The sequence below is a fragment of the Embleya australiensis genome, assembly GCF_051903075.1.
Lineage (GTDB): Bacteria > Actinomycetota > Actinomycetes > Streptomycetales > Streptomycetaceae > Embleya.
Genome location: NZ_CP182422.1, coordinates 1,056,909 through 1,081,409, shown reverse-complemented (window position 1 = coordinate 1,081,409; position 24,501 = coordinate 1,056,909). Strand labels below are relative to the sequence as shown.

General features: G+C 71.3%; 15 protein-coding genes. 8 read left to right on the top strand and 7 right to left on the bottom strand.

The annotated features are described in order from the left end of the window. The first annotated feature begins 150 nt into the window (after window positions 1-150). The 3 genes from ACMXN5_RS04420 to ACMXN5_RS04410 all read left to right on the top strand — a co-directional run bounded on the left by ACMXN5_RS04420 (window position 151) and on the right by ACMXN5_RS04410 (window position 6,481). Window positions 151-3,585, top strand: coding sequence for an amino acid adenylation domain-containing protein (locus tag ACMXN5_RS04420; RefSeq protein ID WP_439674084.1), 3,435 nt, complete (start codon window positions 151-153; stop codon window positions 3,583-3,585). Window positions 3,586-3,918: 333 nt separating this feature from the next. Then, a complete protein-coding gene (locus tag ACMXN5_RS04415; RefSeq protein ID WP_439674083.1) occupies window positions 3,919-5,319 on the top strand; it encodes a M1 family metallopeptidase in 1,401 nt (466 codons plus the stop codon). Window positions 5,320-5,419: 100 nt separating this feature from the next. After that, window positions 5,420-6,481 carry a hypothetical protein gene (locus ACMXN5_RS04410; protein WP_439674082.1) on the top strand — a complete coding sequence of 354 codons (1,062 nt, stop codon included), beginning with the start codon at window positions 5,420-5,422 and terminating at the stop codon, window positions 6,479-6,481. A gap of 89 nt (window positions 6,482-6,570) precedes the next feature. Here ACMXN5_RS04410 and ACMXN5_RS04405 read toward each other — a convergent pair whose 3' ends face one another. From ACMXN5_RS04405 to ACMXN5_RS04375, 7 genes are all read right to left on the bottom strand, one after another. Next, window positions 6,571-8,082 (bottom strand): FAD-dependent monooxygenase, encoded by a 1,512-nt coding sequence (locus tag ACMXN5_RS04405; RefSeq protein ID WP_439674081.1) that lies wholly within the window; start codon window positions 8,080-8,082, stop codon window positions 6,571-6,573. 36 nt (window positions 8,083-8,118) lie between these two features. Continuing rightward, on the bottom strand, window positions 8,119-9,252 hold the full coding sequence (locus tag ACMXN5_RS04400) for a zinc-binding alcohol dehydrogenase family protein (protein ID WP_395786559.1): 1,134 nt from the start codon (window positions 9,250-9,252) through the stop codon (window positions 8,119-8,121). 82 nt (window positions 9,253-9,334) lie between these two features. Continuing rightward, the gene (locus ACMXN5_RS04395; RefSeq protein ID WP_439674080.1) at window positions 9,335-10,261 is read right to left on the bottom strand and encodes a ketoacyl-ACP synthase III; all 927 of its coding nucleotides are present in this window, start codon (window positions 10,259-10,261) and stop codon (window positions 9,335-9,337) included. Further along, complete coding sequence (locus ACMXN5_RS04390) at window positions 10,258-10,506, bottom strand: hypothetical protein (RefSeq protein WP_379997786.1); 249 nt, start codon at window positions 10,504-10,506, stop codon at window positions 10,258-10,260. Before ACMXN5_RS04390 ends, ACMXN5_RS04395 begins: the two co-directional genes overlap by 4 nt. Window positions 10,507-10,537: 31 nt before the next feature. Next, the gene (locus ACMXN5_RS04385) at window positions 10,538-10,786 is read right to left on the bottom strand and encodes a biotin/lipoyl-containing protein (RefSeq protein WP_395786561.1); all 249 of its coding nucleotides are present in this window, start codon (window positions 10,784-10,786) and stop codon (window positions 10,538-10,540) included. After that, window positions 10,783-11,781 (bottom strand): alpha-ketoacid dehydrogenase subunit beta, encoded by a 999-nt coding sequence (locus ACMXN5_RS04380; protein WP_439674079.1) that lies wholly within the window; start codon window positions 11,779-11,781, stop codon window positions 10,783-10,785. The genes ACMXN5_RS04385 and ACMXN5_RS04380 overlap by 4 nt, the downstream gene beginning before the upstream one ends. Further along, window positions 11,778-12,695, bottom strand: coding sequence for a thiamine pyrophosphate-dependent dehydrogenase E1 component subunit alpha (locus ACMXN5_RS04375; protein WP_439674078.1), 918 nt, complete (start codon window positions 12,693-12,695; stop codon window positions 11,778-11,780). Before ACMXN5_RS04375 ends, ACMXN5_RS04380 begins: the two co-directional genes overlap by 4 nt. A gap of 631 nt (window positions 12,696-13,326) precedes the next feature. Here ACMXN5_RS04375 and ACMXN5_RS04370 point away from each other — a divergent pair. The 5 genes from ACMXN5_RS04370 to ACMXN5_RS04350 all read left to right on the top strand — a co-directional run bounded on the left by ACMXN5_RS04370 (window position 13,327) and on the right by ACMXN5_RS04350 (window position 24,490). After that, window positions 13,327-13,545 (top strand): MbtH family protein, encoded by a 219-nt coding sequence (locus ACMXN5_RS04370; RefSeq protein ID WP_379997778.1) that lies wholly within the window; start codon window positions 13,327-13,329, stop codon window positions 13,543-13,545. A 41-nt stretch (window positions 13,546-13,586) separates the two neighbouring features. Next, window positions 13,587-15,128, top strand: coding sequence for an amino acid adenylation domain-containing protein (locus ACMXN5_RS04365; RefSeq protein WP_439674077.1), 1,542 nt, complete (start codon window positions 13,587-13,589; stop codon window positions 15,126-15,128). Window positions 15,129-15,163: 35 nt separating this feature from the next. Beyond that, complete coding sequence (locus tag ACMXN5_RS04360) at window positions 15,164-15,394, top strand: acyl carrier protein (RefSeq protein WP_379997774.1); 231 nt, start codon at window positions 15,164-15,166, stop codon at window positions 15,392-15,394. Window positions 15,395-15,480: 86 nt separating this feature from the next. Next, window positions 15,481-16,668 carry an NAD(P)/FAD-dependent oxidoreductase gene (locus ACMXN5_RS04355; RefSeq protein WP_379997772.1) on the top strand — a complete coding sequence of 396 codons (1,188 nt, stop codon included), beginning with the start codon at window positions 15,481-15,483 and terminating at the stop codon, window positions 16,666-16,668. Window positions 16,669-16,711: 43 nt separating this feature from the next. Then, the gene (locus ACMXN5_RS04350) at window positions 16,712-24,490 is read left to right on the top strand and encodes an amino acid adenylation domain-containing protein (RefSeq protein ID WP_439674076.1); all 7,779 of its coding nucleotides are present in this window, start codon (window positions 16,712-16,714) and stop codon (window positions 24,488-24,490) included. The last annotated feature ends 11 nt before the right edge of the window (window positions 24,491-24,501 follow it).

The following is a 24,501-nucleotide window of genomic DNA, read 5'->3' as shown; positions in this document are numbered from 1 at the left end:
TACGGTGCGAACGTTTGCCGACGAACACATCGCCACGGGGCTTCCGCCGAGGTATCGCACCGATGGGAAGGGCGTCACGATGGACCGCGACTCCGGGCAAGGGCGGGAAATTTCGAAGGCGTTGCGGGGGAACGAGAGGGGTCGTGGACGATGAACGGGGCGGGTGCGGCCGACGGGCGGATCGGGTCCGCCGCGGGCGGGTCCGGCGGTCGTGACGGTGGTGTCGCGGCCGGTTGGCGGGCGGCGGTGGCCGGGGTCTGGCTGGGCGCGCTCGGGCGCGGTGCCGACGAGGGTGCGGAGGCCGGGGTTCCGGTTCGAGACGACGCGGACTTCTTCGCCGAGGGCGGCGACTCGGTCGCGGCCGTGGAGACCGCGATCGCGCTGCGGGAGCTGACCGGCTCCGAGGACCTGGCGCTCGACATCCTCTACGACCACCCGGAGTTCGGCCGGCTTCTCGCGGCGCTCGGCGACGGACACGTGGCCCCGGGACAGGACGAGTTCCGCGAACTCACCCCGGCCGAGGAGCACCTGTGGGTGGCCGAGCAGCGGCACCCGGGAACGCCGGTCCACCACATCGACGCCCACTACCGGTTCGCCCGCTCGCCGAACGTGCCCCGGCTGATCGCCGCGCTGGACGAGGTGGCCGGACGACACGCCGCGCTGCAGCGCGGATTCGCCGCGCCGGGACGGGCCTTCGAGGTGTCCGGGGTGTCGGTGCCGGTGCGCTGGGTGGATGCCCGGGGCGTGCCCGACACGGTGGTACGCACCCTGCTGGACGACGAGATCCGGACCCCGTTCGACCTCGCCCACCCGCCCCTGCTGCGGGCCCTGGTGGTGGACCGGGGCGAGGTCGGCGCCGAACTCCTGCTCACCGCACACCACCTCGTCTGCGACACCGACTCGCTGGCGCTGCTCGAAGGCGAGTTGCAGCGCCGGTACGCGGGAGCGCCGGACCCGGTCGCCCGGCCGAACCCGCTCGGACCGCCCCCGGCCCCGCTCGTCGCCGACCCGGCCGCCACGCTCGCCTCCTGGCGGGCGACCCTGGCCGGGTGCCCGCGCGCCATCGCGCTGCCGCACGACCTGCCCCGGCCCGGAACACTCGACGTCGCGGGCGGCGTGCACCGCATGGTGGTCCCGGCCGGAGCGAGCGCCGCGCTGCACGCGGTGGCCGCCGGCGAGCGGCTGAGCCCGTTCATGACCTGGGTGGCCGGCTACCTCGTCGGCCTCGCCGCGGTGACCGGCGAGCGTGACCTCGCGGTGGCCGTACCGGTGTCCACCCGCGGACCCGAACAGCGGGACGAGGTCGGCACGTTCGTGGACACCCTGCCGCTGCGGCTGACCCTGACGCCGGGCCTGACCGCCCGTGCCCTGGCCCGGCGGGTCCGCCGGGTGGTCGCCGAGGCGCTGGCCCGGCGGCACGTACCCTTCCGACGCATCGTCGCGGCGCTGCCGCCGGCGCCCGGCGAGCAGTCGCGCGCCCCGCTCGCCCAGGTCGGACTCACCTACCTCGACACCTCGGAGCGGGGACTGCGGCTGGGCCGCTCGTGGGCCGGCCGCACGTCGATGCCGACCGGCGCCACGAAGTACGAACTGCTGTGGGCGCTGACCCGGCGGGGCGATCGTACGATCGCCGGACTGGAATACCGGACCGGCCTGTTCAGCGAGCAGGCAGCGGCCGACCTGCATGCCCGGATGATGACCGCGATCGAGGCCGCCTTCGCCGACCCGGACGTGGAACTGCCGCTCCCGGCCGGGGTGTTGCCGAAGCGCACCACGCGGCGGCGCACGATGGGGGAGCGGGCCGCCCGGATCGAGGCCGTGCCGCCGCGGGCCGTGGACGCGATCGGGCTCGGGCCCGACGTCGAGGCCGGCAAGGCCCCGCGTGGAGAAACCTTCGGCCCGGCCGCCGGGTTCGTCGAGGCCCGACGCATGGCGAGCCCGATCGTCGAGGACGCGGAGTATGTGCCGGTGCACGAACTCGTGCGCCGACACGCGCGGGAACGCCCGGACGCGATCGCCCTCCGGCACCGCGAACGTGAGCTGACCTACCGCGAGTTGGACGAGCAGGCGGCCGAGGTGGCCGCCGGACTGCGAGCCGCCGGGCTGCGTCGGGGCGCGGTGGTGGCCGTCCCGATCGGTCGCGGCGCCGACCTGGTCATCGCGTGCCTGGGCGTGCTGCACGCGGGATGCGCCTACCTGCCGGTGGACGTACGGCAGCCGACCGCCCGCACCCGCGGCATCGTCCGGGCCACCGCCCAGGCGGCCCTGGTCGCCGACGAGACCACCGCGGCGCTCGTGGCCGACCTGGTACCGGTGTTGTGCCTGGAACTGCTCGCCGAGCGGCGCCGATCCGGGGCGCGGACGGCGCCCTCGGCGACGCCGCCGCGCGTGCACGGGGACGACATCGCCTACGTGATGTCCACGTCCGGATCCACCGGTACGCCCAAGGCGGTGATGGTGCCGCACCGGGCGATCAGCCGACTGGTCCCGCACGCCGAGTATCTGCGGATCGGCGTCGAGGACCGGGTCGCGCAGCTGTGCAACCCGGCGTTCGACGCGTCGACGTTCGAGATCTGGGGCGCGCTGTCCGGCGGCGCCACGCTGGTGATCGAGGACGCCGACGTGGTGCTCTCGCCGACCCGGCTGCGGGCCTTCCTCGCCGAGCAGCGGATCACCGTGCTGTGGCTCACCACCACGCTGCTCAACCAGGTGATCGACGTCGCACCCGACGCGCTCGGCCGGCTGCGGGTGTTGCTGGCCGGCGGCGAGCCGCACGATCCGCGCCGCCTGGAGAAGTTGTTCGCGGGCGGTCGGTCGCCGGCCAGGGTGGTGAACGGGTACGGGCCCACCGAGAACACCACGTTCAGCACCACCCACGACATCACGCCGGACAACCTCCGGGCCGGCGTGGTGCCCATCGGCAGGCCGTTCGGCGACGGTACGGCGTACGCGCTGGACCCGAACGGGCTTCCGGTCGCGGCCGGCGAAGAGGGCGAACTGTACGTCGGTGGCGAGGGGTTGGCGCACGGCTACCTGAACGCCCCCGCGGCCACCGCCGCCGCGTTCGTCCCGGACCCGTTCGACCCGCGCGGCGGGCGCCGGCTGTACCGCACCGGAGACCGGGTGCGGCAACTGCCTTGCGGGTCCTTCCAGTTCCTGGGACGCCGGGACCACCAGGTCAAGGCCAAGGGCGTGCGGGTGGAACTGGGCGAGGTGGAGGCGGTGGTACGGCGCCAGCCGGCGGTGGCCGACACGGTGGTGTTCGGCCGGCCCACGGACAACGGCACCGAGATCGTCGCGTGTGTCACCCCGGCTCCCGTCCCGGCCGTGATGGGCGCGGGCAGCGGCGGCGCGGCCCTGGGTGTGCCGGCGCTGGACGTTGCGGCGCTGGGCGAGCGGCTGCGGCTGGAGTTGCCGGAGTACATGCTGCCCACGCTCGTTCCGCTGGACCGGATCCCGATCGACGCCGAGGGCAAGGTCGACCGCGCCGCGCTGGAGGCGGCCGCGCGTCCGACGGCGGAGGTGTCGCGACGCGCGAACCACACGGCCGCGCAGGTCCTGGTGACCAACGACGGGAAGTGGTAGGCCGCTTGCGGCCCCGGTGTATCGGTACCTCCGCGTGTCCGCGTCCGTGCACCGGCGCACACGCCGGGTGGTCGGTGGTGCGCCCGCGGTGACCTCGGGCGATCCCCGGTCGGCGCGCCGACCCGGTGATGCCCCCGCGTCATCCGGATGACCACGCGCAACCTGTTTATCGCCCGGGGGTTCGACCGTAGAGTGATGGCCGCCGCGGCGCGCCGGGCGGTTTATACCGTTCCACGCGCGTCGCGGTGAGTCGATCGTGCGCCACGTCGGACCCGCCGCCGCGGTGTTGTACAGCCGAGGCGGCACCCAGCCACGACACAGGAGGCCATCACCTTGGCATCGAAGATCGCCCGTCCCCTCCTCGCCCTCGTCGCCACTCCCGTGCTCGCCGCCCTCCTGGTGGGTGCCGGAACGCAGGGGGGCGCTGCCACGCCCGGTGCTCCCGGGGCGGGCGACCCGTACTTCCCGGACTCCGGGAACGGTGGAATCCACGTCGTCCACTACGGCCTCGACCTGGACTACACACCCACCACCAAGAACCTCGTGGCCACCGCCGACCTCACGGTCACCGCCACCCAAAAGCTCAGTTCGTTCAACCTCGACCTGTCCGGACTGACCGTGGACAGTGTCCGGATCGACGGCCGAAAGGTCGCCTTCAGCCGCGCGGGCAACGAACTCACGGTCACCCCGTCCCGGGCGCTGGACAAGGGCCGCAGGTTCCACGTGGTCGTCACCTACTCGGGTGTACCGGCGCATGTGTACGACCCGGACGGCTCCCCCGACGGCTGGATCATCCAACCCGACGACTCCGTCTTCGTGGCCAGTGAACCCCAGGGCGCGATGACCTGGTTCCCCAGCAACAGCCACCCGAGCGACAAGTCCACCTACGACGTCGAGGTCACCGTCCCCGACGGCTGGACCGCGGTGTCCAACGGCCGGTTGCGCGACCGGCGCAGCCGCGACGGCAAGACCACGTTCGCGTGGCGCGAGTCGCAGCCGATGGCCGCCTACCTGGCGACGGCGAGCATCGGCCGGTTCCAGACCGAGCAGTACACCACCCGGAGCGGGCTGCCCGTATACAACGCGGTCGCCCCGAGCCAGGCCGCGGCGGCCAAGCCGGTACTCGACCAACTGCCCGCCGTGATCGAGTTCGAAAGCAGACTTTTCGGTCGATACCCGTTCGACGCCGCGGGCTCGATCGTCCAGGACGCGCCCGACGTCGGCTACGCCCTGGAGACCCAGACCCGGCCGATCTACGACCGGGCGCCGCGGCTGGACACGCTGGTGCACGAGACGGCGCACCAGTGGTTCGGTGACTCGGTGACGCTGACGAAGTGGCAGGACATCTGGCTGAACGAGGGTTTCGCCACCTACGCCGAATGGCTGTGGGACGCCGAGCACGGCGGCCCGAGCACGGCGCAGAAGTTCGCCACCGACTACGCACTGCCGGAGACCGACGCGCTGTGGTCCTTCCCGGCCGGCGACCCGGGCGACGGCGGGCACATCTTCGGCAAGCCGCCCTACGCGCGCGGTGCGATGGTGTTGGAGAAGTTGCGCCAGACCGTGGGCGACCGGGACTTCTTCGCCATCCTCCGGACCTGGGCGAGCGAACACCGGTACGGACACGCCGACTCGGCCGCGTTCATCGCACTGAGCAAGCACATCTCCGGCAAGAACCTGGACGCCATGTTCGCGACATGGCTGTACGGCCGAGGCAAGCCGGCCACCCCGTAACACGATCGACGACACGACCGAACATGCCCCGAGAGCCCCGGGTCGGATGCGACATCCGACCCGGGGCTCTCGGGACCCACCCCATGAACCGAGGAGAATCATGAAACATGCGAGGAACTTGACCCGCGGCGTACTGGCCGGCGTGCTGGTGGCGACGACGGTCGGCGCGACGGCACCCGCCGTCGCCGCCACCTCCGCAACGAAAGCCTGCGCGTGGACGCCGGCCATCCTGCCGATACCCGCGGGCGCGCTCGCCGGCGACGTGCGGGCGACCGACGGAAGCGGTGGCTACGCGGGCACGATTTCGTACGGCGCGAATTCCGCACAGGGCTCCCGGGCGACGTTGTGGAAGAACGGCAAGTTAACCGACTACGGACTCCTGAACGTTCCCGGATACCAGAAGTGGGTCGAGGTCCTCGGCGTCAACAAGGCCGGGACGGTGGTCGGAAGCGCCTTCCGAAACGGCGGACTCTCGAGCGCCGTCCGCTCGCGCGACGGTGGGCTGGAGCGCCTGCCCGAAGTGCCCGGTGCGTCCGCCTCGCGGGCGACGGGTATCAACGACCGCGGGGACATCGTCGGCGCGGCCGACGTCGGGACCGGAGCCTCGTCGTATTGGAAGCCGGTGATCTGGCCCGCCGACAAGCCCGGAACAGTGGTCAAACTCACCGGGTTGCCCGACAGCGAGGGTTTCGCGACCGGTATCGATCAGGACGGCACCGTGCTGATCGATGTGGACAAGGACTTCAGCCGGAGGCCCTACCTGTGGAAGGCGGGTCGAGCGCATGCGGCGCGCCTCCCCGCCGGGGCGGTGGACGTGCTCACTCGCGGCATATCCAACGGCCGCTTCATCGGCCAGGTCACCTACGGTTCGGGCAACGGCGCGCCGAGCGTGTTGTGGGACCGCGACGGCGTGCCGCGCGCGGTGGCGCGGGCCGCGGATGTCACGGGCATCAACCGCGACGGTCGGATCGTCGGTCGTACCGATGATCCCGATTGGCACGAATTCGGCGTCTGGCGGTCGTCGGCGCTCGAATCCACGGTGAGCTACGCCCCCGACCGCGGGCTCGAATTCGCGGTCGCCGGTGACGACGGCACGATCGCCGGTCGGAGCTGGAAGATCCCCGGGGGCGCGGACGAGCCGACCGTCTGGACCTGCCGCTGACCGAACCGACCGCGTACGGCGGTGCCGATCCCGGACGCCGAGGCGGGCCCGTGGCGCGATTGCCACGGGCCCGCCTCGGCGGTGGGGCGTCAGGGTTGGCGCGGTGGGCCGAACCAGGTGGTGAGGGCCTGGCGCAGGGCCCGGGTGTCCGGGTCGGCGTCCGGGTCGGCCCCCCAGGCGACGTGGCCGTCGGGGCGGATCAGCAGCGCGGCCGGGGCGGCGACCTCGCTGCCGGGCGGGACGGGCCAGTACTCGTCCTGGCTCCGGGCCTCGACCAGGTCGACCCGATCCGACCAGTCCCGGACCACCTCCGCCAACTCCGCGTTGCCCCGCAGATCGAGCAGGACCGGGCGGGCGGCGTGCAACAACTCGTGGATCCGGCCGAGGCCCTCGGACGTCTTGAGATCGGCGTCGGGGACCCGCCGGCCCACCAGCGCGTGGTCCCCGTCGATCGGGTACCGGATGTCCAGCGCCGTGAGCATGGCGCACAGATGCCGGTTGACGTCGTCGAACACGATGAGCGACCCGAACACGTCGCGCAGCGCGTCCGTTTGCGGCCCGGGGCGGGTCAGGGCCGACTGCGCCCGGGTGTTGTGCAGCACCCGCTCCGCGACCGGGTGGCGTTCGTCGTGGTAGGTGTCCAACAGCTGCTCCGGCGCCCGGCCGAGCACCACCGAGGCGAGCTTCCAGCCGAGGTTGACCGCGTCCTGTACGCCCACGTTCAGTCCCTGCCCGCCGGCCGGGAAGTGGATGTGCGCCGCGTCTCCCGCGAGCAGCACCCGGCCGACCCGATAGCGGGCCGCCTGCCGCGCGGCGTCGCCGAACCGGGAGATCCACCGGGGGTTGCGCATGCCGTAGTCGGTGCCCGCGAGCGCGATCAGCGAGTCCCGGAGCTGCTCGAACGTCGCCGGTTCGTCGCGATCCGCGACCCGGTCGTACGCGGACGTGATCACCCGGTACCAGCCAGGCTCGAAGCCGATCACCGAGAACTCGCCGTCCGGGCGACGCCGTGCCCAGATGTACTCCTCGTCCAGATCGGGGAGTTCGACGTCGCCGATCAGCGCGGTCATGGTGGCCGGCGTGCCGGGGAAGTCGATGCCGGCCAGCTTGCGCACCGTGCTGCGCCCGCCGTCGCAGCCCACCAGCCAGCGGGCGCGCAGCGTCGACGGCTCGTCGGTACCCAACTCGACGGTCACCCCGGACTCGTCCTGACGCAGCCCGGTCACCGCGGCCGACCGCCGTACCCGCACGCCGAGTTCGACCGCCCACTCCTCCAGCAGCCGCTCGATGGTGGACTGCGTGATCATCAGCGGGAGGGGGTGCCGGGACTCGGACTCGTCGAAGTCCAGCCAGATGCCGGAGAAGTGGCCCACCGACTGGAGTTCGCCGAGCGCCAGGAACCGGTCCAGCACCCCGCGCTGGTCCAGCACCTCCAGGGTGCGGGAGTGCATCCCGCCGGCGCGCGCCTCGCCCGTGCGGTCCGCGCGCCGCTCGACCACCGCCACGTCGACGCCCGCCAACCGCAGTTCGCAGGCGAGCATCAAGCCCGTCGGCCCGGCGCCCGCGATCACCACGTCCGCGTCCGTGCCGGTGTGTGCCACGTCGTTTCCCCCTGATATCACTGCGTCTCCAACCGGTCAGAGCGGGTTCACGCGGTACATCGGGAAGTACGACCCGATCCGGGCGTTCGCGTAATCGTCGGCCAACTCCGGTACCCGGTCGAAGTCGTAGATCACGTCGGACCCCTTCGGCGCGATCCAGCCCTCGGCCTCCTGGAAGTCACGGATGCCCGGCGAATCCGGCAGGCGCCAGACGTGCGTATTGATGAGGAGGTGCCGGGCGATGCTCTCCGCGCCACGCAGATGCGACAGGCGCATCCCCGCCTTCCAGCCGCACGTGGTGACGACCCCCTCGCGGGCCAGCGCGGTCAGGGTGACGTCGTACAGGGGCTCGCCGATGTTGTCCACGAAGATCGCGACCCCGTGGCCGTCGCTGAGTTCGTTCACCAGCTCCAGGAACTCCCGGACCGACGTGCGCCGTCGCTGGTGCCGCTCGCGGTCCGTGCGTTCCGCGCGGGTGGGCAGCGAGAGGGCGGGGAACCGGCGGCGATCCACCGGGGTGATGCCGTTCTCGCGCAGGAAGGCGATCCGGTCGTCCGAGCCCGCCGTCATCGCCACCCGGAACCCGGCGCGCTTGGCCAGCATCAGTTCGGCGAAGGCCACGCCGCCGCCCCAGCCGAAGACCAGATGGTTCGCGGGGTCGTCGTCGGCCACCTGGGTGCGCCAACACCCGTACGCCTTCTGCCAGTTGTCCCATGCGGTGAAGTAGCGCCCATACGTGGTCCACTGCGGCAGCGAGTAGGCCGTGCCGTCCGGGATGGGCAGCAGCAGCCGGGCGTCCATCTTCGTCCGCTTGGCCAGCAGGCCGATGGTGTGCGGGCAGTCGTAGGCGTAGGCCAGTTCGGCGTAGCCGAAGCGGTCGAGCTTCCCGAACGGCATGAGCAGGCACAGGTCCCCTTCGCGGACCCGCACGTCCCGGCCGGCGGCGTTCACGTCGAGCACGCGCACCACGCCCAGGTTGCCCAGGACCACCGCGTCCTCACCACGACTGCTGCACACGTCGATCGGTGAACGGGTCAGCGCGTGGTCCATGTTGGCCTCCCAGGAGCAGAGGATCGGCTCCACCAGCGCCTCACCCTCCTCCAGCGGGCCGAAGGCGAACCGATCGCGTTGCAACGCGCTCCCGGGACTGCCGTCGTGCGCACCGGTCATCGCACCGGAGCGCAGGACCCAGGCATCTGGCGAGTAGATGACAACCTCCTGTGATCGACTGTGTTCGCGAAGTCCCGAAGCTCTAGAGGCCCACTCGGTAGCCCACCGACACCCCGCCCCATGCCTCGCCCGCGCCGTAGGCCACCGCTGCGAGTCGGCCCGCGGTGGGCAGGGATCCGGCCGTCAGTTCCTCGGCGAAGGCCAGCGGGATCGTCGCGGACGACGTGTTCCCGGAGTGCTCGATCCGATTCACGAACGGCACGCCGAGATGGGTGGTGAAGTTGCGGACCTGCTCCAGGATGCGGCCGTTCGCCTGGTGGCCGACCACGACGGTCGGGGCGGGGCCGTGGTCGAACAGGTACTGCGCCGACTCCGTCATCCGGCGCACGGCGCGGTCGTACACCTGCATGCCGTCCAGGTGGATGCCGCCGCCGTCGAGTTCGCGCATCAGCGCCTCCTGGGCGCCGTCGCAGCCGGCCACCTGGCGAAATCCCTCGAACTCCGGGCGATCCGCCAGCAGTACGGCCGCGGCGCCGTCGGCGAAGATGCACGCCGTCTGCCGGTCCGTCCGGTCCACCATCCGGGACATGGCCTCCACCGAGCACAGCAGGACCGACCGCGCCGATCCCGCGTCGCACAACGAGAGGCCGGTGACCAGGCCGTAGACGAAGCCGCAACAGGCCGCGTTCATGTCGAACGTCAGCACCGAGGGCCCCAGTCCGACGAGTTGCGCCACCTTCTGAGCGATTCCCGGAACCCGCTGCGGCGACGAGGTGCTGACCACGATCAGGGCGCCGATCTCGGAGGAGTCCGCCATCGCGGTCACGATCGGCGCGCAGGCCTCCGCCGCCACCTCCGCCAACGAGGTCTCGTCCGGCAGCCAGGAGCGGGACGCGATGCCGCTGCGGCGCCGGATCCACTCGTCGGTGAGGCCGATCGACGTGAAGTGGTCGTTGTCGATCGTTCGGCCCGGCTTGGCGGTGGCGATGTCGACGATGCCCGCGCTCATCCCCGGTTCGCCAACTTCACGAAATAGGTGGTGAAATCGTCCAGGAAGGCGAAGCCCGCGGTCTCCTTCAGATCGCCCTTGACCTGGAGCTCGCTCTCCAACTGCTGGTGCAGCTCGACCAGGTCGAGGGAGTCGAGGTCGAGGTCGGCGACCGGCCGGGCGAGGTCGTCGGGACCCAACCCCGGGTCGCGCTCGCGCAGTTTGGCCAGCATGGTGTCCGCGATCCGGCTCTCGATGTCGCTCATGTCCTTCTCCGTTCTCCGTCCCCGGGGGGAACTACTCGGCCGCCAACCGGTACAGCACCTCGCCGGACTTGAGGATCGTGCCCACCGTCGCGGCGTGGGCCGTGATTCGTCCGCCGCGTTCCGCCTCGATCTCGGTAGTGGCCTTGTCGGTCTCCACGACCGCGATCACGTCGCCGCGCTCGACCCGGTCGCCGACACCGGCGACCCACTCGATCAACAGGGCCTCGCCGAGACCGTGGCCGAAGCCGGGAACCGGCATGTCCTCGGAGGAGTCGCTCACTTCGTCATCACCAGCACCTCGTCCTTGATCTCCCGCACACCGATCAGGTATTCGCTCTCGAAGTTCGCCGGGGGATAGATGCGACGTTCGGGGGCCAACCGGCGGATCGGGCCCCGGAGCGTGTCGAAGCCGCGCTCGGCCACCTCCGCGGCGATCTCGGCGCCGATGCCGACATCCTTCGATCCCTCGTGCACGATCAGCAGCCGGCCGGTGCGGGTCACCGACTCCAGGACCGTGTCCATGTCGAGCGGGGCCACCCAGCGCAGGTCCACCACCTCGACGTCGACATCGGGGGCGAGGTCGTGCGCCGCCTCCAGCACTTCGTGGGTGATCGCGCCGAACGTGGCGATCGTCAGGTCCGTGCCGCGCCGGACGATCCGGGCCGCGGTCGGCGACCGCGCCGGCTCGGGGTCGCGCACGGGTGTGTCCCGCCGCCAGTACAGCCGGATCGGCTCGTACACCACCACGGGCGAGCCGAGCGTCACCGCGTGGCGCAACACCTGGTCGGCGTCCTCGCCGGTGGACGGGCACGCCACCGAGATGCCCGGGTAGCGGGCGAACAGCGCCTCGTTGGACTCGCTGTGGTGCTCCACGCCCCGGAAGCCGCCGCCGGTCGGGATGCGCACCACCAGACTCGGGCTCACCTGCCCGTTCCACCGGTAGCCGATCCGGGACGCCTGGGTCACCAGCTGGTTGACCGCGGGATAGGTGAACCCGTCGAACTGGATCTCGCAGATCGGCACGAGACCGCTCATCGTCATGCCGACGGCCTGGCCCACGATGGTGGACTCGGCCAGCAGCGCGTCGCGTACCCGCTCCGCGCCGAAGCGCTCGCGCAGACCCCGGGTCACCCGGAACACGCCGCCGAGGCGGCCGATGTCCTCGCCGAGAAGCAGCAGTCCCGGCTCGTGTTCGAGCAGGTCGGCGAGGGTCGCGTTGATCGACTCCGCGAAGGTGGGGGTCCGCACGGGGCTCGTCTCGACGGTGCTCGTCACGCGTACTCCTTCATCAACCGTTCGCGCATCTCCCGTACCTCGGTCTCGACACCCTCGAGCCACGCGGCGTCCACCACGCCCAGGCCGCTCAGCCGGGCCGCGTACGAGGTCACCGGATCCGCGGCCGCGCTGCGCGCGATGTCGTCGCGGGTGCGGTAGACCTCCTGCGCGTCGGTGGTCGTGTGGCCGCGGATGCGGCCGACCTGGATCTCGACCAGATAGGGCGCGCGTTCGCCACGAATGTGGGCGGCGGCCCGCGAGCAGGCCGAGAACACGGTTTCCGGATCCCGACCCGAGATCCGGACCGACTCGATCCCGAAACCCCGGGCCCGCTCGGCCACCGAGGTGCGCATCTGCTCCTCGGCCGGCTTCGAGATGGCCCAGCCGTTGTTCTGGCACACGAACAACACGGACGCCGACTCCACGGCGGCCAGGTTCAGCGCCTCCGACATGTCGCCCTCGCTGGTGGCCCCGTCGCCCACGTACACGACGACGAAGTCCTCACGCCCCTGGAGGCGTTGCCCGATCGAATAGCCGACCCCGTGCAGGGTCTGCGCGGCCAGGACCAGCGTGTAGGGGAAGAACCGCACCCGATACGGATCCCAGCCGCAGAACGTGCGGCCGGCCCACTGCGCCAGCAACTCGTCCGGCGCCACACCCCGAAGCAGCGCGATGGCGTGTTCGCGGTAGGTGGGAAAGACCGTCGCCTCCGGTCCCACGGCGAGCGCGGAGCCCACCTGCGCGGCCTCGTGCCCCTGCCCCGAAGCCCACAGGATCAGCCCGCCCTGCTTCTGGAGCCGATGCGCCTCCTCGTCGAGACCTCTCGCCACGAGCATGTGGCGCAACAACGACCGCCGTGTGTCGTCGTGCAATTCGGTCGCGTACCCGTACTCGGATTCCGACTTCAAGACCATGGATCACCAGCCGTAGGTTCGTCGATGAGCTTTCTGTCGTCGTATCGCGGTATCGCGCGCAACATCCCGAGGACCTCCGGGTGACGGCGAACCGTACGTCGGCGGTCGGGGTGCGGTTTTTCCGGCATTTCCCCGCCCGGGAGATCGGGCCTCGGCGGGCCGACCGCGCGGACCCGTAATCGCCTGCGCGCTCTCGATCGCCTCCGGGGAGGAGATTGGCAGAACCCGAATTCGAGCAGACCCGTCCACGGGCCGATGCCCGGTCATGGTGGCACAGAACTCGGTGGGGTACAGGTCCGACGCATGCCCGGGAGGCCGGTACTCCCGCAGCCATTGTTCGGCGCGCCCGTCGCCATTGTGACGCGGGCGGTCGGGTCCTACGGTGTGGCCTCGGAACCGCGGTGCGGCCGGCGGATGCCGGGTGTCCCGTCGACGGGACGACACCGAACGACGAACCCGCGCCCCGGCTCCGCGACGAGCGATATCGAGTCGCCCGGCGGCGGGCGAGGGTTGTGAAATGGTGTGCGCCTCGGCCGAATTGCCCACCGAGTTGCCCCGTGATCACCCGGGGTGGCTCGGTCGCGACATTCTTCGATTCCCAGTTGTGACGTGACGATCAAGGACGGTGCCCATGAGCACGAACCCCTTCGACGACGAGGACGGCCGTTTCCAGGTCCTGGTCAACGCCGAGGAACAGCACTCCCTGTGGCCGGTGTTCGCCGACGTGCCGGAGGGCTGGCGGGTCGTCTTCGGCGAGGCGAGCCGGGCCGAATGCCTGGAATACGTCGAGCGGAACTGGACCGACCTGCGCCCGAAGAGCCTGCGGGAGGCCATGGCGGCGGACCGGTGATTCTGCGGGGAAAGCGGGTCGCCCTGCCACCGAATCCCGTCGTGCACCGGCAATTCGAGGCGCACGCGCGAACCGCCCCGGACGCCGTCGCCGTGCGCTGGGCCGACCGAGAGGTGACGTACGCCGAACTGGACGCGCGTGCCAACCGGTTCGCCCGCCTGCTTCTCGCGCGCGGACACGGCCGGGGCGCGAAGGTCGGCCTGTGCCTCGACTACTCGATCGACCTGCTCGTCGCCCTCCTCGGCACGCTGAAGGCGGGCGCGGCCTACGTCCCGCTCGACCCGGCCTACCCGGAGGCGCGACTGCGACTGCTGCTGGGCCAAGTCCCCGATCTCGCCATGATCGTGGCCTCCCCGGCGACGTTCGCCCAGGTCGAGTCGGCGCCCGCCGAGGTGGTCGTCTTCGATGAGCTGGCCGACTACCTCGCCGGGCTCGCCGGCACCGCCCCCGACGTCGCGGTCACCGGGGACGACGTGTGCTACGCGGTCTTCACGTCCGGGTCCACCGGCACGCCGAAGCTGACCGCGGTTCGACACGAGGGTTGGTTCAACCTGTTGAACTGGCTGATGCTCGAATACGGCCTGAACTCCGGGTCGGACAACCTCGTGGTCAGCGCGTTCGGGTTCGACCTGTCGCAACGCAGCCTGATGATGCCGCTGTTCTGCGGCGCGACCCAACACCTGTTGGCGAGCCGCAACTTCGACGCCGCCATGGCCTATCGGCTGTTGAACCGACACGGGATCCGGGTCGTGCACTGCGCCTCCAGCACGCTGTATCTGCTGGTGGACTGGGAGACGGCGCGCAAGGGCGACGCGCTGACCCGGCTGGACTACGTGATCTTCGGCGGCGAGCCGCTGCACGTGGAGCGGCTCGCGCACTGGATGCGACGCGAGGGCAATACCTGCACCCTCCTGCACCAGTACGGGGTCGCCGAGTGCACCGACGTCGCGTCGTCGTACGACCTGGCCGACTACCGGCCGGGTGAACACGACATCGCACCCGTCGGCAGACCGGCGTACAACACCGACCTGCACATCGTCGACGAGCACATGCGGGGTGTCGGGGCGGGCGAGTACGGCGAGATCCTGATCGCCGGCACCAGTGTCGGCGCGGGCTACCTCAACGGCACCGGGCCCGAATCCGAACGGTTCACCACGATCGAGGTGGACGGCGAACCGCGCCGGGTGTACCGCACGGGCGACCGCGGCCACGTCGACTCGAACGGCGATCTGGTCATCGCCGGCCGGATGGACGCGCAGGTCAAGGTGCGCGGGATGCGCATCGACCCCACCGACATCGAGCGTGCGCTCGGCCGGTTGCCCGGCGTCCGGCAGGCCGCCGTGGCGGTTGCGCACACCGACTCGGGCGACGTCGAGCTGATCGCGTTCCTCGTCCCGATCGGCGACGACCTCGCCGAGGACGACGTGCGCGCCGGTCTTCTGGCGACGTTGCCGCGAAACATGGTTCCGGCCCGGTTCGTCAACACCGCGCGGATTCCGCTGAGTCCGCACGGGAAGGTGGATCGGCCGGCGCTGGTGCGGGAGTTCCGGAGCAACTTCGCCGACAGCGGCACCCCGGCATAGTCGACGGACCTTGATGACAACCGAGAGGACCTGTGATGATCGCCGAAAGAGTGCTGTCCATCTGGCGTCGGGAACTCCGGCGCGACGACATTTCCGTCGACGACAATTTCTTCACCCTCGGCGGCCAATCCGTGATCATGGCCGGTATACAGGGTGCGTTCATCGAGGAGCTGGACGTCGAGGTTCCGATGGACCAGTTGTTCCTCAATCCGACGGTGTCGTCGATTTCCGCGTACATCGAATCCATGGGCGCAACGACCTCATAGCGTCGACCGGCCGTTCCGGCCGGCACGACGACTTTCCGGCTGCGGCCGCTTCGGGATCCAGATAACCACCAAGTGAGAGAGGCACCATGTACGACGTCATTGTCATCGGTGCCCGTTGCGCGGGTTCGCCAGCGGCCATGTTGTTCGCGCGTCAAGGATATCGAGTCCTGCTCCTGGAGAAGGCACGATTCCCCCTGGACACGCTGTCCTCGCATTACATCCACCAGCCGGGAGTGGCGCTGCTCGGTCGCTGGGGGCTGCTCGACGATCTCCGCGCCGCGGGTTGCCCGCCGATCAACCACGAGAGCTACGACGGGCCCGGGGTGCGACTGGACGGCTTCTCGCTGCCGGTCGACGGCTACCGGACGACCTACGCGCCCAGGCGGTTCGTGCTCGACCCGATCCTGGCGCGCGGAGCGGTCGCGTCGGGTGTGGACTTCCGGGAGTCCTGCGCGGTCACCGACCTGATCTTCGAAGACGATCGGGTGGTCGGGGTGCGGTACACCACGCCGGAGGGCACGGAGGCAACGGACCGGGCCCGGCTGGTGATCGGCGCGGACGGCATGCGTTCGCTGGTGGCCCGCAAGGTCGGCGCGCAGAACGTCGTCGAGCACCCGCGGGCGACCTGCGTCTACTACAGCTACTGGGCCGATGTGCCGTCGAGCTTCGAGCTGTTCGAGCGGCCGGGGCGCTGGATCGCCGCGATCCCGACCAACGACGACCTCACGCTGATCATGACCTACTTCCCGCAGGACGAGTTCCCCACCGTCCGTACCGCGGTGGAGCCCGCCTACCTGGAGGCCGTCCGCACCACCAACCCCGTGCTGTTCGAGCGGATGGCGGCGGGCAAGCGCGTGGAGCAGATGTACGGCACGGGGCACCAGGAGAACTACTTCCGCAAGGCATACGGGCCCGGGTGGGTCCTGCTGGGCGACGCGGTGCACCACAAGGACTCGATCACCGCCCGCGGGATCACCGACGCCTTCATCCAGGCCCAGACGCTCGTCGACCACATCGGTGACGGCCTGCACGACGACGCCGTGCTCAAGCGGGCGTTGCGACGTTACGAGAACGACCTGAACAACAACTTCCTCAACCTCTACCAGGGCGTGCTCAACGTGGCCGAGCTCAAGCCCGAGGGGCGCACGGAGATGTTGCGCAAACTCGTCGGCCACCAGGACCTGATCGACCGCTACTTCTCCACGGTCTCGGGTGCGTGCTCCCTCGACGACTTCTACAACGCCGACCTCTTGACGGTGCTCGATCAGAACTGAGTGGCGGATTGCCTCTGTGTAGTTCTGCCGATTGGGAGACACAATGATTCCGTTGTCGTTCGCGCAGCGTCGGCTGTGGTTCGTGGACCGCTTCGAAGGCCCCTCGCCGACCTACAACGGCGCGTTCGCGCTGCGGCTGACCGGCGAACTGGACGTGGCCGCACTGGAGTCGGCGCTTCGCGATGTCGTCGACAGGCACGAGGTCCTGCGCACGGTGATCGTCGAGGACGACGACGGGGTCCCCCATCAGGTGGTGCTGCCCGCCGATCACGAGCCGTTTCGCCTGCCGGTCGTCGAGGTCGCCGAGGAGGGGCGGGCGGCGGCGGTCGACGCGGTGGCCACGAAGTGCTTCGACCTGGCGGCCGACGTGCCGATCCGGGCCGAGCTGGTGCGGTGCGGTCCGCGCGAGCACACGCTGGTGGTGGTGGCGCACCACATCGCCGTGGACGGGGAGTCGTTCGGGCCGCTGTTCCGCGACCTGACCACGGCCTTCGCGGCACGCCGCGCGGGCGCGGCACCGGTGTGGGAGGCGCTGCCGGTGCAGTACGCGGACTACACGCTGTGGCAGCGCGACGTGCTCGGCGACGAATCCGACCCGGAGAGCCTGGCGGCCCGCCAACTCGCCTACTGGCGCGCGGGGTTGGCCGACATGGCGCAGCCGCTGGCGCTGCCCACGGACCGGCCGCGGCCGAGGATGATGAGCGCCCGCGGTGACGCGGTCGGATTCGCCATCGACCCCGACCTGCTCCGCTCCGTGGAGAAGCTGGCCGCGCAGGCGGACACCACGGTCTCGATGGTCATGCACTCCGCGCTCGCGGTGCTGCTGCACCACCTCGGCTGCGGCGACGACGTGCCCATCGGCGCCCCGATCGCGGGCCGCACCGACGAGGAACTGCGGGACCTGGTCGGCTTCTTCGTCAACACCTGGGTGCTGCGCGTCGACCTCTCCGGCAACCCGACCTTCGGCGAACTGCTGGCGCGGGTGCGGGATCGGGCGCTGGCCGCCTACGACAACCAGGACATGCCGTTCGAGCGACTGGTGGAACTGCTCAACCCGGACCGGTCCACCGCCTACAACCCGTTCTTCCAGGTGATGCTCTCCTGGCAGCCGCCGGTGCCGGCGCTGACCATCCCCGGTCTGGAGGTGCGCGCCGAGCGGTTGGAGACCCGAACCGCCAAGTTCGACCTGTTCTTCGACCTGCTTCCCGACGCCTCGGGCGGGGCGCAGTGCCGACTGGAGTACCGCACCGACCTGTTCGACCGGGACACGGTCGAAACCCTCGCGGGGCGGTTCGTGCGTGTGCTGGGTCGACTCGCCGCCGACGCGGAGCGCGGGATCGGCGGGATCGACGTGCTGGACGAGGCCGAGCGGGAGCGGCTGCTCGGCACGTTCAACGACACCGCCACGACCCCGACCGAGCTGACCGTCCCGGAGCTGTTCGAAACCCAGGTGGCGACGACACCGGACGCCCCGGCGATCGTGTGCGACGAGCGCACGCTGACCTATCGCGAACTGGACGACCGGGCCAACGCCGTCGCGTGGGAGCTGATCCGGCGCGGCGCCGGGCCCGAGGACCTGGTGGTGCTGGCCCTGCCGCGCACCGAGGACCTGGTGGTCGGCCTGCTCGGGATCCTCAAGTCCGGTGCCGGATACGTGCCGATGGACCCGCGGTATCTGGGCGGGCGGGCGCGGACGGTGCTCGCCGAGGCCGGTCCGCGATTCGCGGTCACCGACACGCGGACGTGGTCGGACATGCCGGCCAACGACCTCCGGGCCGTGGACCTGGACCGGCGCGCGGAGTGGGACACGCCCGTGGGGGCGCCGGACGACGCGCGCCGGATCTCGCCGTTGGCGCCGGACCACCTGGCCTACGTGATGTACACCTCCGGCTCCACCGGCAAGCCGAAGGGCGCCGCGATCACCCACCGCAACGTGGTCAACGGCGTGCGGGAGCTGGTCCGTGTGCTGGACGCGCCGCCCGGATGGCGGATGTTGGCCGGCACCTCGATCAATTTCGACGTCTCGGTCTTCGAACTGCTGACCACCCTGTCCACCGGCGGCACGGCCGAGGTGGTGCCCGACGCGCTGGCCCTGGCCGAGCGGCCCGGCTGGGCCGGCCACGTGATCAGCGCGGTCCCCTCGGTGCTCGGCGAGTTGGTCGGCCACCTGGAGAAGACCACCGACGTGCGCACGGTCGTCTTCGCGGGCGACATCCTCCCGGCCCGACTCGTGCGGCAGGTGCGCGAGGCGCTGCCCGGCGTGCAGGTCGTCAACTCCTACGGCCAGAGCGAGAGTTTCTACGCCACCACGTTCTCCCTCGGTGGATCCGAGGAGTGGACGGACGGTGAAGTCGCGCCGATCGGCACCCCCCTGGGCAACGTGCGCGCCTACGTGCTCGGCCCGGGACTGGCCCCGGTGCCACAGGGTGTGGTCGGCGAGTTGTACGTGGTGGGTACCTGCCTCGGGCGCGGCTACCACGGCCGTCCGGGCCTGACCGCCGAGCGGTTCGTGGCCAACCCGTTCGGTCCGGCCGGCGAGCGGATGTACCGCACCGGCGACCTGGCCCGATGGAACGCGCGCGGGCAGCTGGAATGCCTGGGGCGCGGCGACGGCCAGGTGAAGGTGCGCGGCTTCCGGATCGAGACCGCCGAGGTCGAGGCGGCCTGCGCGGCGCACCCCGGGATCGGCGAGGCGGTGGTGGTCGCCCGCGAGGTGCCCGGCGGCGGCCGGCGACTGGTCGCGTACGTGGTGCACACCGAAGGCGAACGTGTCGGCGACGACGGCGCCGGCGGGATCGGCGACGTGGACGTCCAGTCCGGCGCCTCGGCCGCCGAGCTGCGCAGGTTCGTCGCGGCCCGGCTGCCCGACTACATGGTGCCTTCGGCCTTCGTGGTGCTCGGTCGGATGCCGCTGGGACCGACCGGCAAACTGGACCGCTCGGCCCTGCCCGAACCGGAGTTCGTCGGCGAGACCTACCGGGAACCGCGCACCGAGGCCGAGGCGATCGTCGCCGCGGCATACGCGGACGTGCTCGGCGTGGAGCGCGTCGGCGTCGACGACGACTTCTTCGCGGTCGGCGGGGACAGCCTGCGCTCGATCCAGGTGGTGGCCCGGACCCGGGTCCGGGGCCTGGAGCTGACCACGCGGGAGATCTTCGAGTGCCGTACGGCGGCCCGACTCGCCGAGGTGGCGACCGCGCGACGGGACACGATCCCGGCGCTCGCGGAGCACGAGGGCGGCGGCGTCGGCCCGATGCCGTTGCAGCCGGTGGCCCGGCAGGTGTTCGAACACGGCGGCGGGATCGACCGGTTCGCCATGTCGATCGCCCTGGAACTGCCCGCCGGCATCGACGAGAGCGGCCTGGCGGCGACGCTGGACGCGGTACTCGACCGGCACGACCTGCTGCGCGCGCGACTGGTGCGCGACGACGACGAATCCTCCCTCGTGGTCCGCCCGCAGGGCGCGGTGCGGGCGGCGGAGCTGATCCGCCGGGTCCCGTGCGACGGCCGGTGGGACGAGCCGAAGCTGCTCGACCTGGCGCGGACGGAACTGGACGAGGCGACCGGACGCCTGGACCCGGAAGCCGGGACCATGGCGGACTTCGTCTGGTTCGCCGCCGAGTCGGGCGCCGGCCGACTGCTCGTGGTGCTGCACCACCTCGTGGTGGACGGCGTGTCCTGGCGGATCCTGATGGCCGACCTCGCCGAGGCGTGGCAGCAGGTCGGCTCCGGCCGTACGCCCGAACTGCCCGCCGTCGGCACCTCGGCCCGCCGCTGGGCGTCGGCCCTGGCGGACGAGGCGCTGAGCCCGAAGCGGGAAGCCGAACTGGCGTTCTGGCGCGACATGTTGGAGGCGCCGAACCCCCCGCTGGGCACCCGCGCGTTCGACCCCGCGGTGGATGTGATGGCCACGCTCGACAGCGTGCGGGTGCAGGTGCCCGCCGACGTCACCGAGGCGGTGCTGACCACGCTCCCCGCGGCCTTCAAGGGCACCGGGACCGATGTACTGCTCGCCGCGCTCGCCCTGGCGATCAACCGGTGGCAGGGAGCGGAGCACTCCACCCTGGTCCGGTTGGAGGGACACGGCCGCGAGGAGGACGTCGTCCCCGGCGCCGACCTGTCCCGCACCGTCGGCTGGTTCACGAGCATGTATCCGGCCCGGGTCGACGTGCGGGGCGTGGACCCGGCCGAGGTGTCGGCCGGCGGCCTCGCCGTCGCACGGGCGATCAAGCTGGTCAAGGAGCAATTGCGCGCCATCCCCGACAAGGGCGTGGGATTCGCCCTGCTGCGTCACCTCAACCCGGAGACCGCCGAACAACTGGCCGAACTCCCGGTGCCGCAGATCGGGTTCAACTACCTCGGCCGGATCTCCGACGCCGACGTGCCCGAACATCTGCGCGCGCAGGGGTGGGGACCGGCGTCGTCCTGGTCCGCCGAACTGGTCCCCACACCCGACCCGGACCTGCCCGCGCTGTCCGCCCTGGAGGTCAGCGCGGTCGCCACCGACACCCCCGACGGCCCCCGACTGCAGGCCGCCCTCATGTTCCCCACCGGCCTGCTCACCCGCGAACGTGTCGCCGAACTGGCCGAGCTGTGGGTGGAGATGTTGCGCGGGATGGCCGCACACGCCGCGCAGCCGGCGATCGGCGGACTGACGCCGTCGGACAACCCGCTGGTCACGGTGGGACAGGACGAGATCGAGACCTGGGAGGAGCGCTACGGCCGGCTGGCCGAGGTGTGGCCGATGCCCCCGTCGCAGTCCGGCATCCTGTTCCAGGCGGCGCTCGCCGACGGCTCCTTCGACGTCTACCACATGCAGTTCGTGCTGCACCTGTCCGGACACGTGGACCCGGAGCGCACCCGGGCGGCCGGGCAGGCACTGCTCTCCCGCTACCCGAACCTGCGCTCCGCGTTCCTGACCGGAGCCGGCGGCGAGCCGATCCAGGTCGTGCCGGAACACGTCGACATCCCCTGGCGGCACATCGACCTGACCGACCGCGACGAGGTCGAACAGGACGCCGAGCTGGACCGGTTCCTCGCCGCGGACCGGGTCGACCAACTCGATCCCGTCCGGCCGCCGCTGCTGCGCCTGGCCCTGCTCACCTGCGGGCCGAAGCGGGCCAAGCTGGTGATCACGGCGCACCACGCGCTGTTCGACGGCTGGTCGTCGCCGTCGGTGATCACGGACCTGATCCGGCTCTACTCCGGCACCCACGAGATGACGCCGGTCCGCGGCTACGGCGATTACCTGGCCTGGCTGGCCGCGCAGGACCGGGAGGCGTCGGCCGCCGCGTGGGCCGCGGAGCTGGCCGGATTCGACCGGCCGACCCTGGTGGCCCCGAGCACCGCGTTGCGGGAGACGGCGTCGGCCCTGGGCCGGATCGAGGTACCGCTGTCGATCGACAAGGGCCGCGAACTCGCCCGGCGTGCCGCCGAACTCGGCGTCACGCTGAACACGCTGCTCCAGGCCGCGTGGGCGATCCTGCTCGCCAAGCTCACCGGACAGCAGGACGTGGTCTTCGGCGCCGCCGTCAACGGTCGCCCGGCGGACCTGCTCGGTTCCGACGAGATGGTCGGCCTGTTCATCAACACCCTGCCGATCCGGGTCCCGTGCCCACCCGACCAGCGTGTCGCCGACGTGGTCACCGAGTTGCAGCGGCGGCAGACCGCGCTGCTCGACCACAACCACTACGGGCTGGCCGACATCCAGCGCGGGGTCGGACTGCCCGCCCTGTTCGACACCATCGTGGTCTTCCAGTCCTACCCGATCGACCGCGAGGGCATGATCGAGGCGAACACCTCCGCGGGCTTCTCCATCGACGCCATCCGGCCGTTCGCGGGCTCGCACTACCCGCTCACGCTCAACGCCTCCGACCCCTACCTGCGACTGTCCCTCGACTACCAGAACCACCTCTACGACCGCGCCGCGGCCGAGGAGGTCGCCGCCCGGCTCGTGCGGGTGCTGGAGCAGGTGCTCGCCGACCCGACCGTGCCGATCGGCGCCGTCGACGTCCTGGCGGCGGACGAGCGGGACCGGCTGGTGCGCCGGGTCAACGACACAGCGCACCCGGTGGCCCCCGACACCCTGCCGGGCGCGTTCGAGGCCCAGGTGGCGCGGGAGCCCGACCGGATCGCGCTGATCGGCGACCGGGAGACGCTGACCTACGGCGAGTTCAACCGGCGCGCCAATCGACTGGCGCACTGGCTGATCGTCCAGGGCGCGGGCCCCGAGCGCACCGTCGCGGTGCGGATCCCCAGGTCGGTGGACCTGATGGTGGCGATCTACGCCGTGGTCAAGGCCGGTGCGGCCTACCTTCCCGTGGACACCGACCTGCCCGAGGACCGGGTGCGACACGTACTGGACAGCGCGAAGCCGCTCCTGGTGCTCGACGGGACGCTCCCGGACGTCTCCGGATACCCGGTGGTCGACCCCGAGCGCACGCTGTCGCCCGACAACGCCGCCTACGTCATCTACACCTCCGGATCCACCGGCGGCCCCAAGGGCGTACAGGTGTCGCACCGGTCGATCATGAACCGGCTGAAGTGGGGCCTGGCGCACTTCGACGTCGACGAACGGGACCGGGTGCTGCTCAGTACCTCGGCGAGCTTCGACGTGTCGGTACCCGAACTGTTCGCCCCCCTCCAGGTCGGCGCCGCCGTGGTGATCGCCCGGCCCGACGGGCGCCGGGACCCGGCCTATCTGGCCGAGCTGATCCGGCGCGAGAAGGTGACCGGCGCCGACTTCGTGCCCTCCCTCCTGGAGGCGTTCGTCGCCGAACCCTCGGCCGCGGCGTGCACCAGCCTGCGCTGGATCGAGGTCGCCGGCGAGGCGTTCCCGGCCACGCTCGCGAACAAGACGGTCGACCTGCTGCCCGACTGCGGGGTGCACAACCTCTACGGGCCCACCGAGGCGGCCGTCGAGGTCACCGCCTGGCAACACGTACCCGGCGCGGAACGGGTCCCGATCGGCGCGCCGGTCTGGAATACGCGGGTGTACGTGCTGGACGCGGCACTGCGCCCGGTCGCGCCCGGCGTCGCGGGGGAGCTGTACCTGGCCGGCGCCGGCCTCGCCCGGGGCTACCTCGGCCGCACCGACCTGACCGCGCACCGGTTCGTCGCCTGCCCGTACGGCGACCCGGGAAGCCGGATGTACCGCACCGGCGACCTGGTCCGCTGGAACGAGAACAGCCAGGTCGAATACCTCGGCCGCACCGACTTCCAGGTCAAGGTGCGCGGCTTCCGGATCGAGCTCGGCGAGATCGAGGCGGCGCTGACGGCACACCCCGACGTCGACCACGCGGTGGTCGTGGTGCGTGAAGAGCGCGCCGGCGATCAGCGGCTGGTCGCCTACGTCGTCCCGGGCAAGGGCCCGGGCATCGCGCGGGCGGCCGACCTCGACCTCGCCGCGCTGACCGACCTGGCCCGGGAACGGCTGCCGGAGTACATGGTCCCCTCGGCCATCGTGCCGCTCGCCGAGTTCCCCACGACGGCGAGCGGAAAGCTCGACCGCAAGGCCCTGCCCGTGCCCGAGCAGACCGAGGCCGCCGTCGGTCGCGGGCCGCGCAACCCGAGGGAGGAAGTGCTCTGCCGGTTGTTCGCCGAACTGCTCGGTGTGGAGGAGATCGGCATCGACGTCGACTTCTTCGAGCACGGCGGGCACTCGCTGCTGGCCACCCGGCTGACCGGTCGCATCCGCAACGAACTCGACGTCGACGTGAAAGTCACGACGGTATTCCGCAATCCGACCGTCGCCAAGCTGGCGGAGAGCCTCGGCGAATCGACCGCCTCCAGCCGCCCGCAGCTGCGCCCGATGACCACATAGGAGAAGCGTCG

Coding starts and splice junctions, on each gene's coding strand:
- ACMXN5_RS04420 (WP_439674084.1), top strand. CDS start 151: ATGAACGGGGCGGGTGCGGCCGACGGGCGGATCGGGTCCGCCGCGGGC.
- ACMXN5_RS04410 (WP_439674082.1), top strand. CDS start 5,420: ATGAAACATGCGAGGAACTTGACCCGCGGCGTACTGGCCGGCGTGCTG.
- ACMXN5_RS04400 (WP_395786559.1), bottom strand. CDS start 9,252: ATGACCGGTGCGCACGACGGCAGTCCCGGGAGCGCGTTGCAACGCGAT.
- ACMXN5_RS04395 (WP_439674080.1), bottom strand. CDS start 10,261: ATGAGCGCGGGCATCGTCGACATCGCCACCGCCAAGCCGGGCCGAACG.
- ACMXN5_RS04390 (WP_379997786.1), bottom strand. CDS start 10,506: ATGAGCGACATCGAGAGCCGGATCGCGGACACCATGCTGGCCAAACTG.
- ACMXN5_RS04375 (WP_439674078.1), bottom strand. CDS start 12,695: ATGGTCTTGAAGTCGGAATCCGAGTACGGGTACGCGACCGAATTGCAC.
- ACMXN5_RS04370 (WP_379997778.1), top strand. CDS start 13,327: ATGAGCACGAACCCCTTCGACGACGAGGACGGCCGTTTCCAGGTCCTG.
- ACMXN5_RS04360 (WP_379997774.1), top strand. CDS start 15,164: ATGATCGCCGAAAGAGTGCTGTCCATCTGGCGTCGGGAACTCCGGCGC.
- ACMXN5_RS04355 (WP_379997772.1), top strand. CDS start 15,481: ATGTACGACGTCATTGTCATCGGTGCCCGTTGCGCGGGTTCGCCAGCG.
- ACMXN5_RS04350 (WP_439674076.1), top strand. CDS start 16,712: ATGATTCCGTTGTCGTTCGCGCAGCGTCGGCTGTGGTTCGTGGACCGC.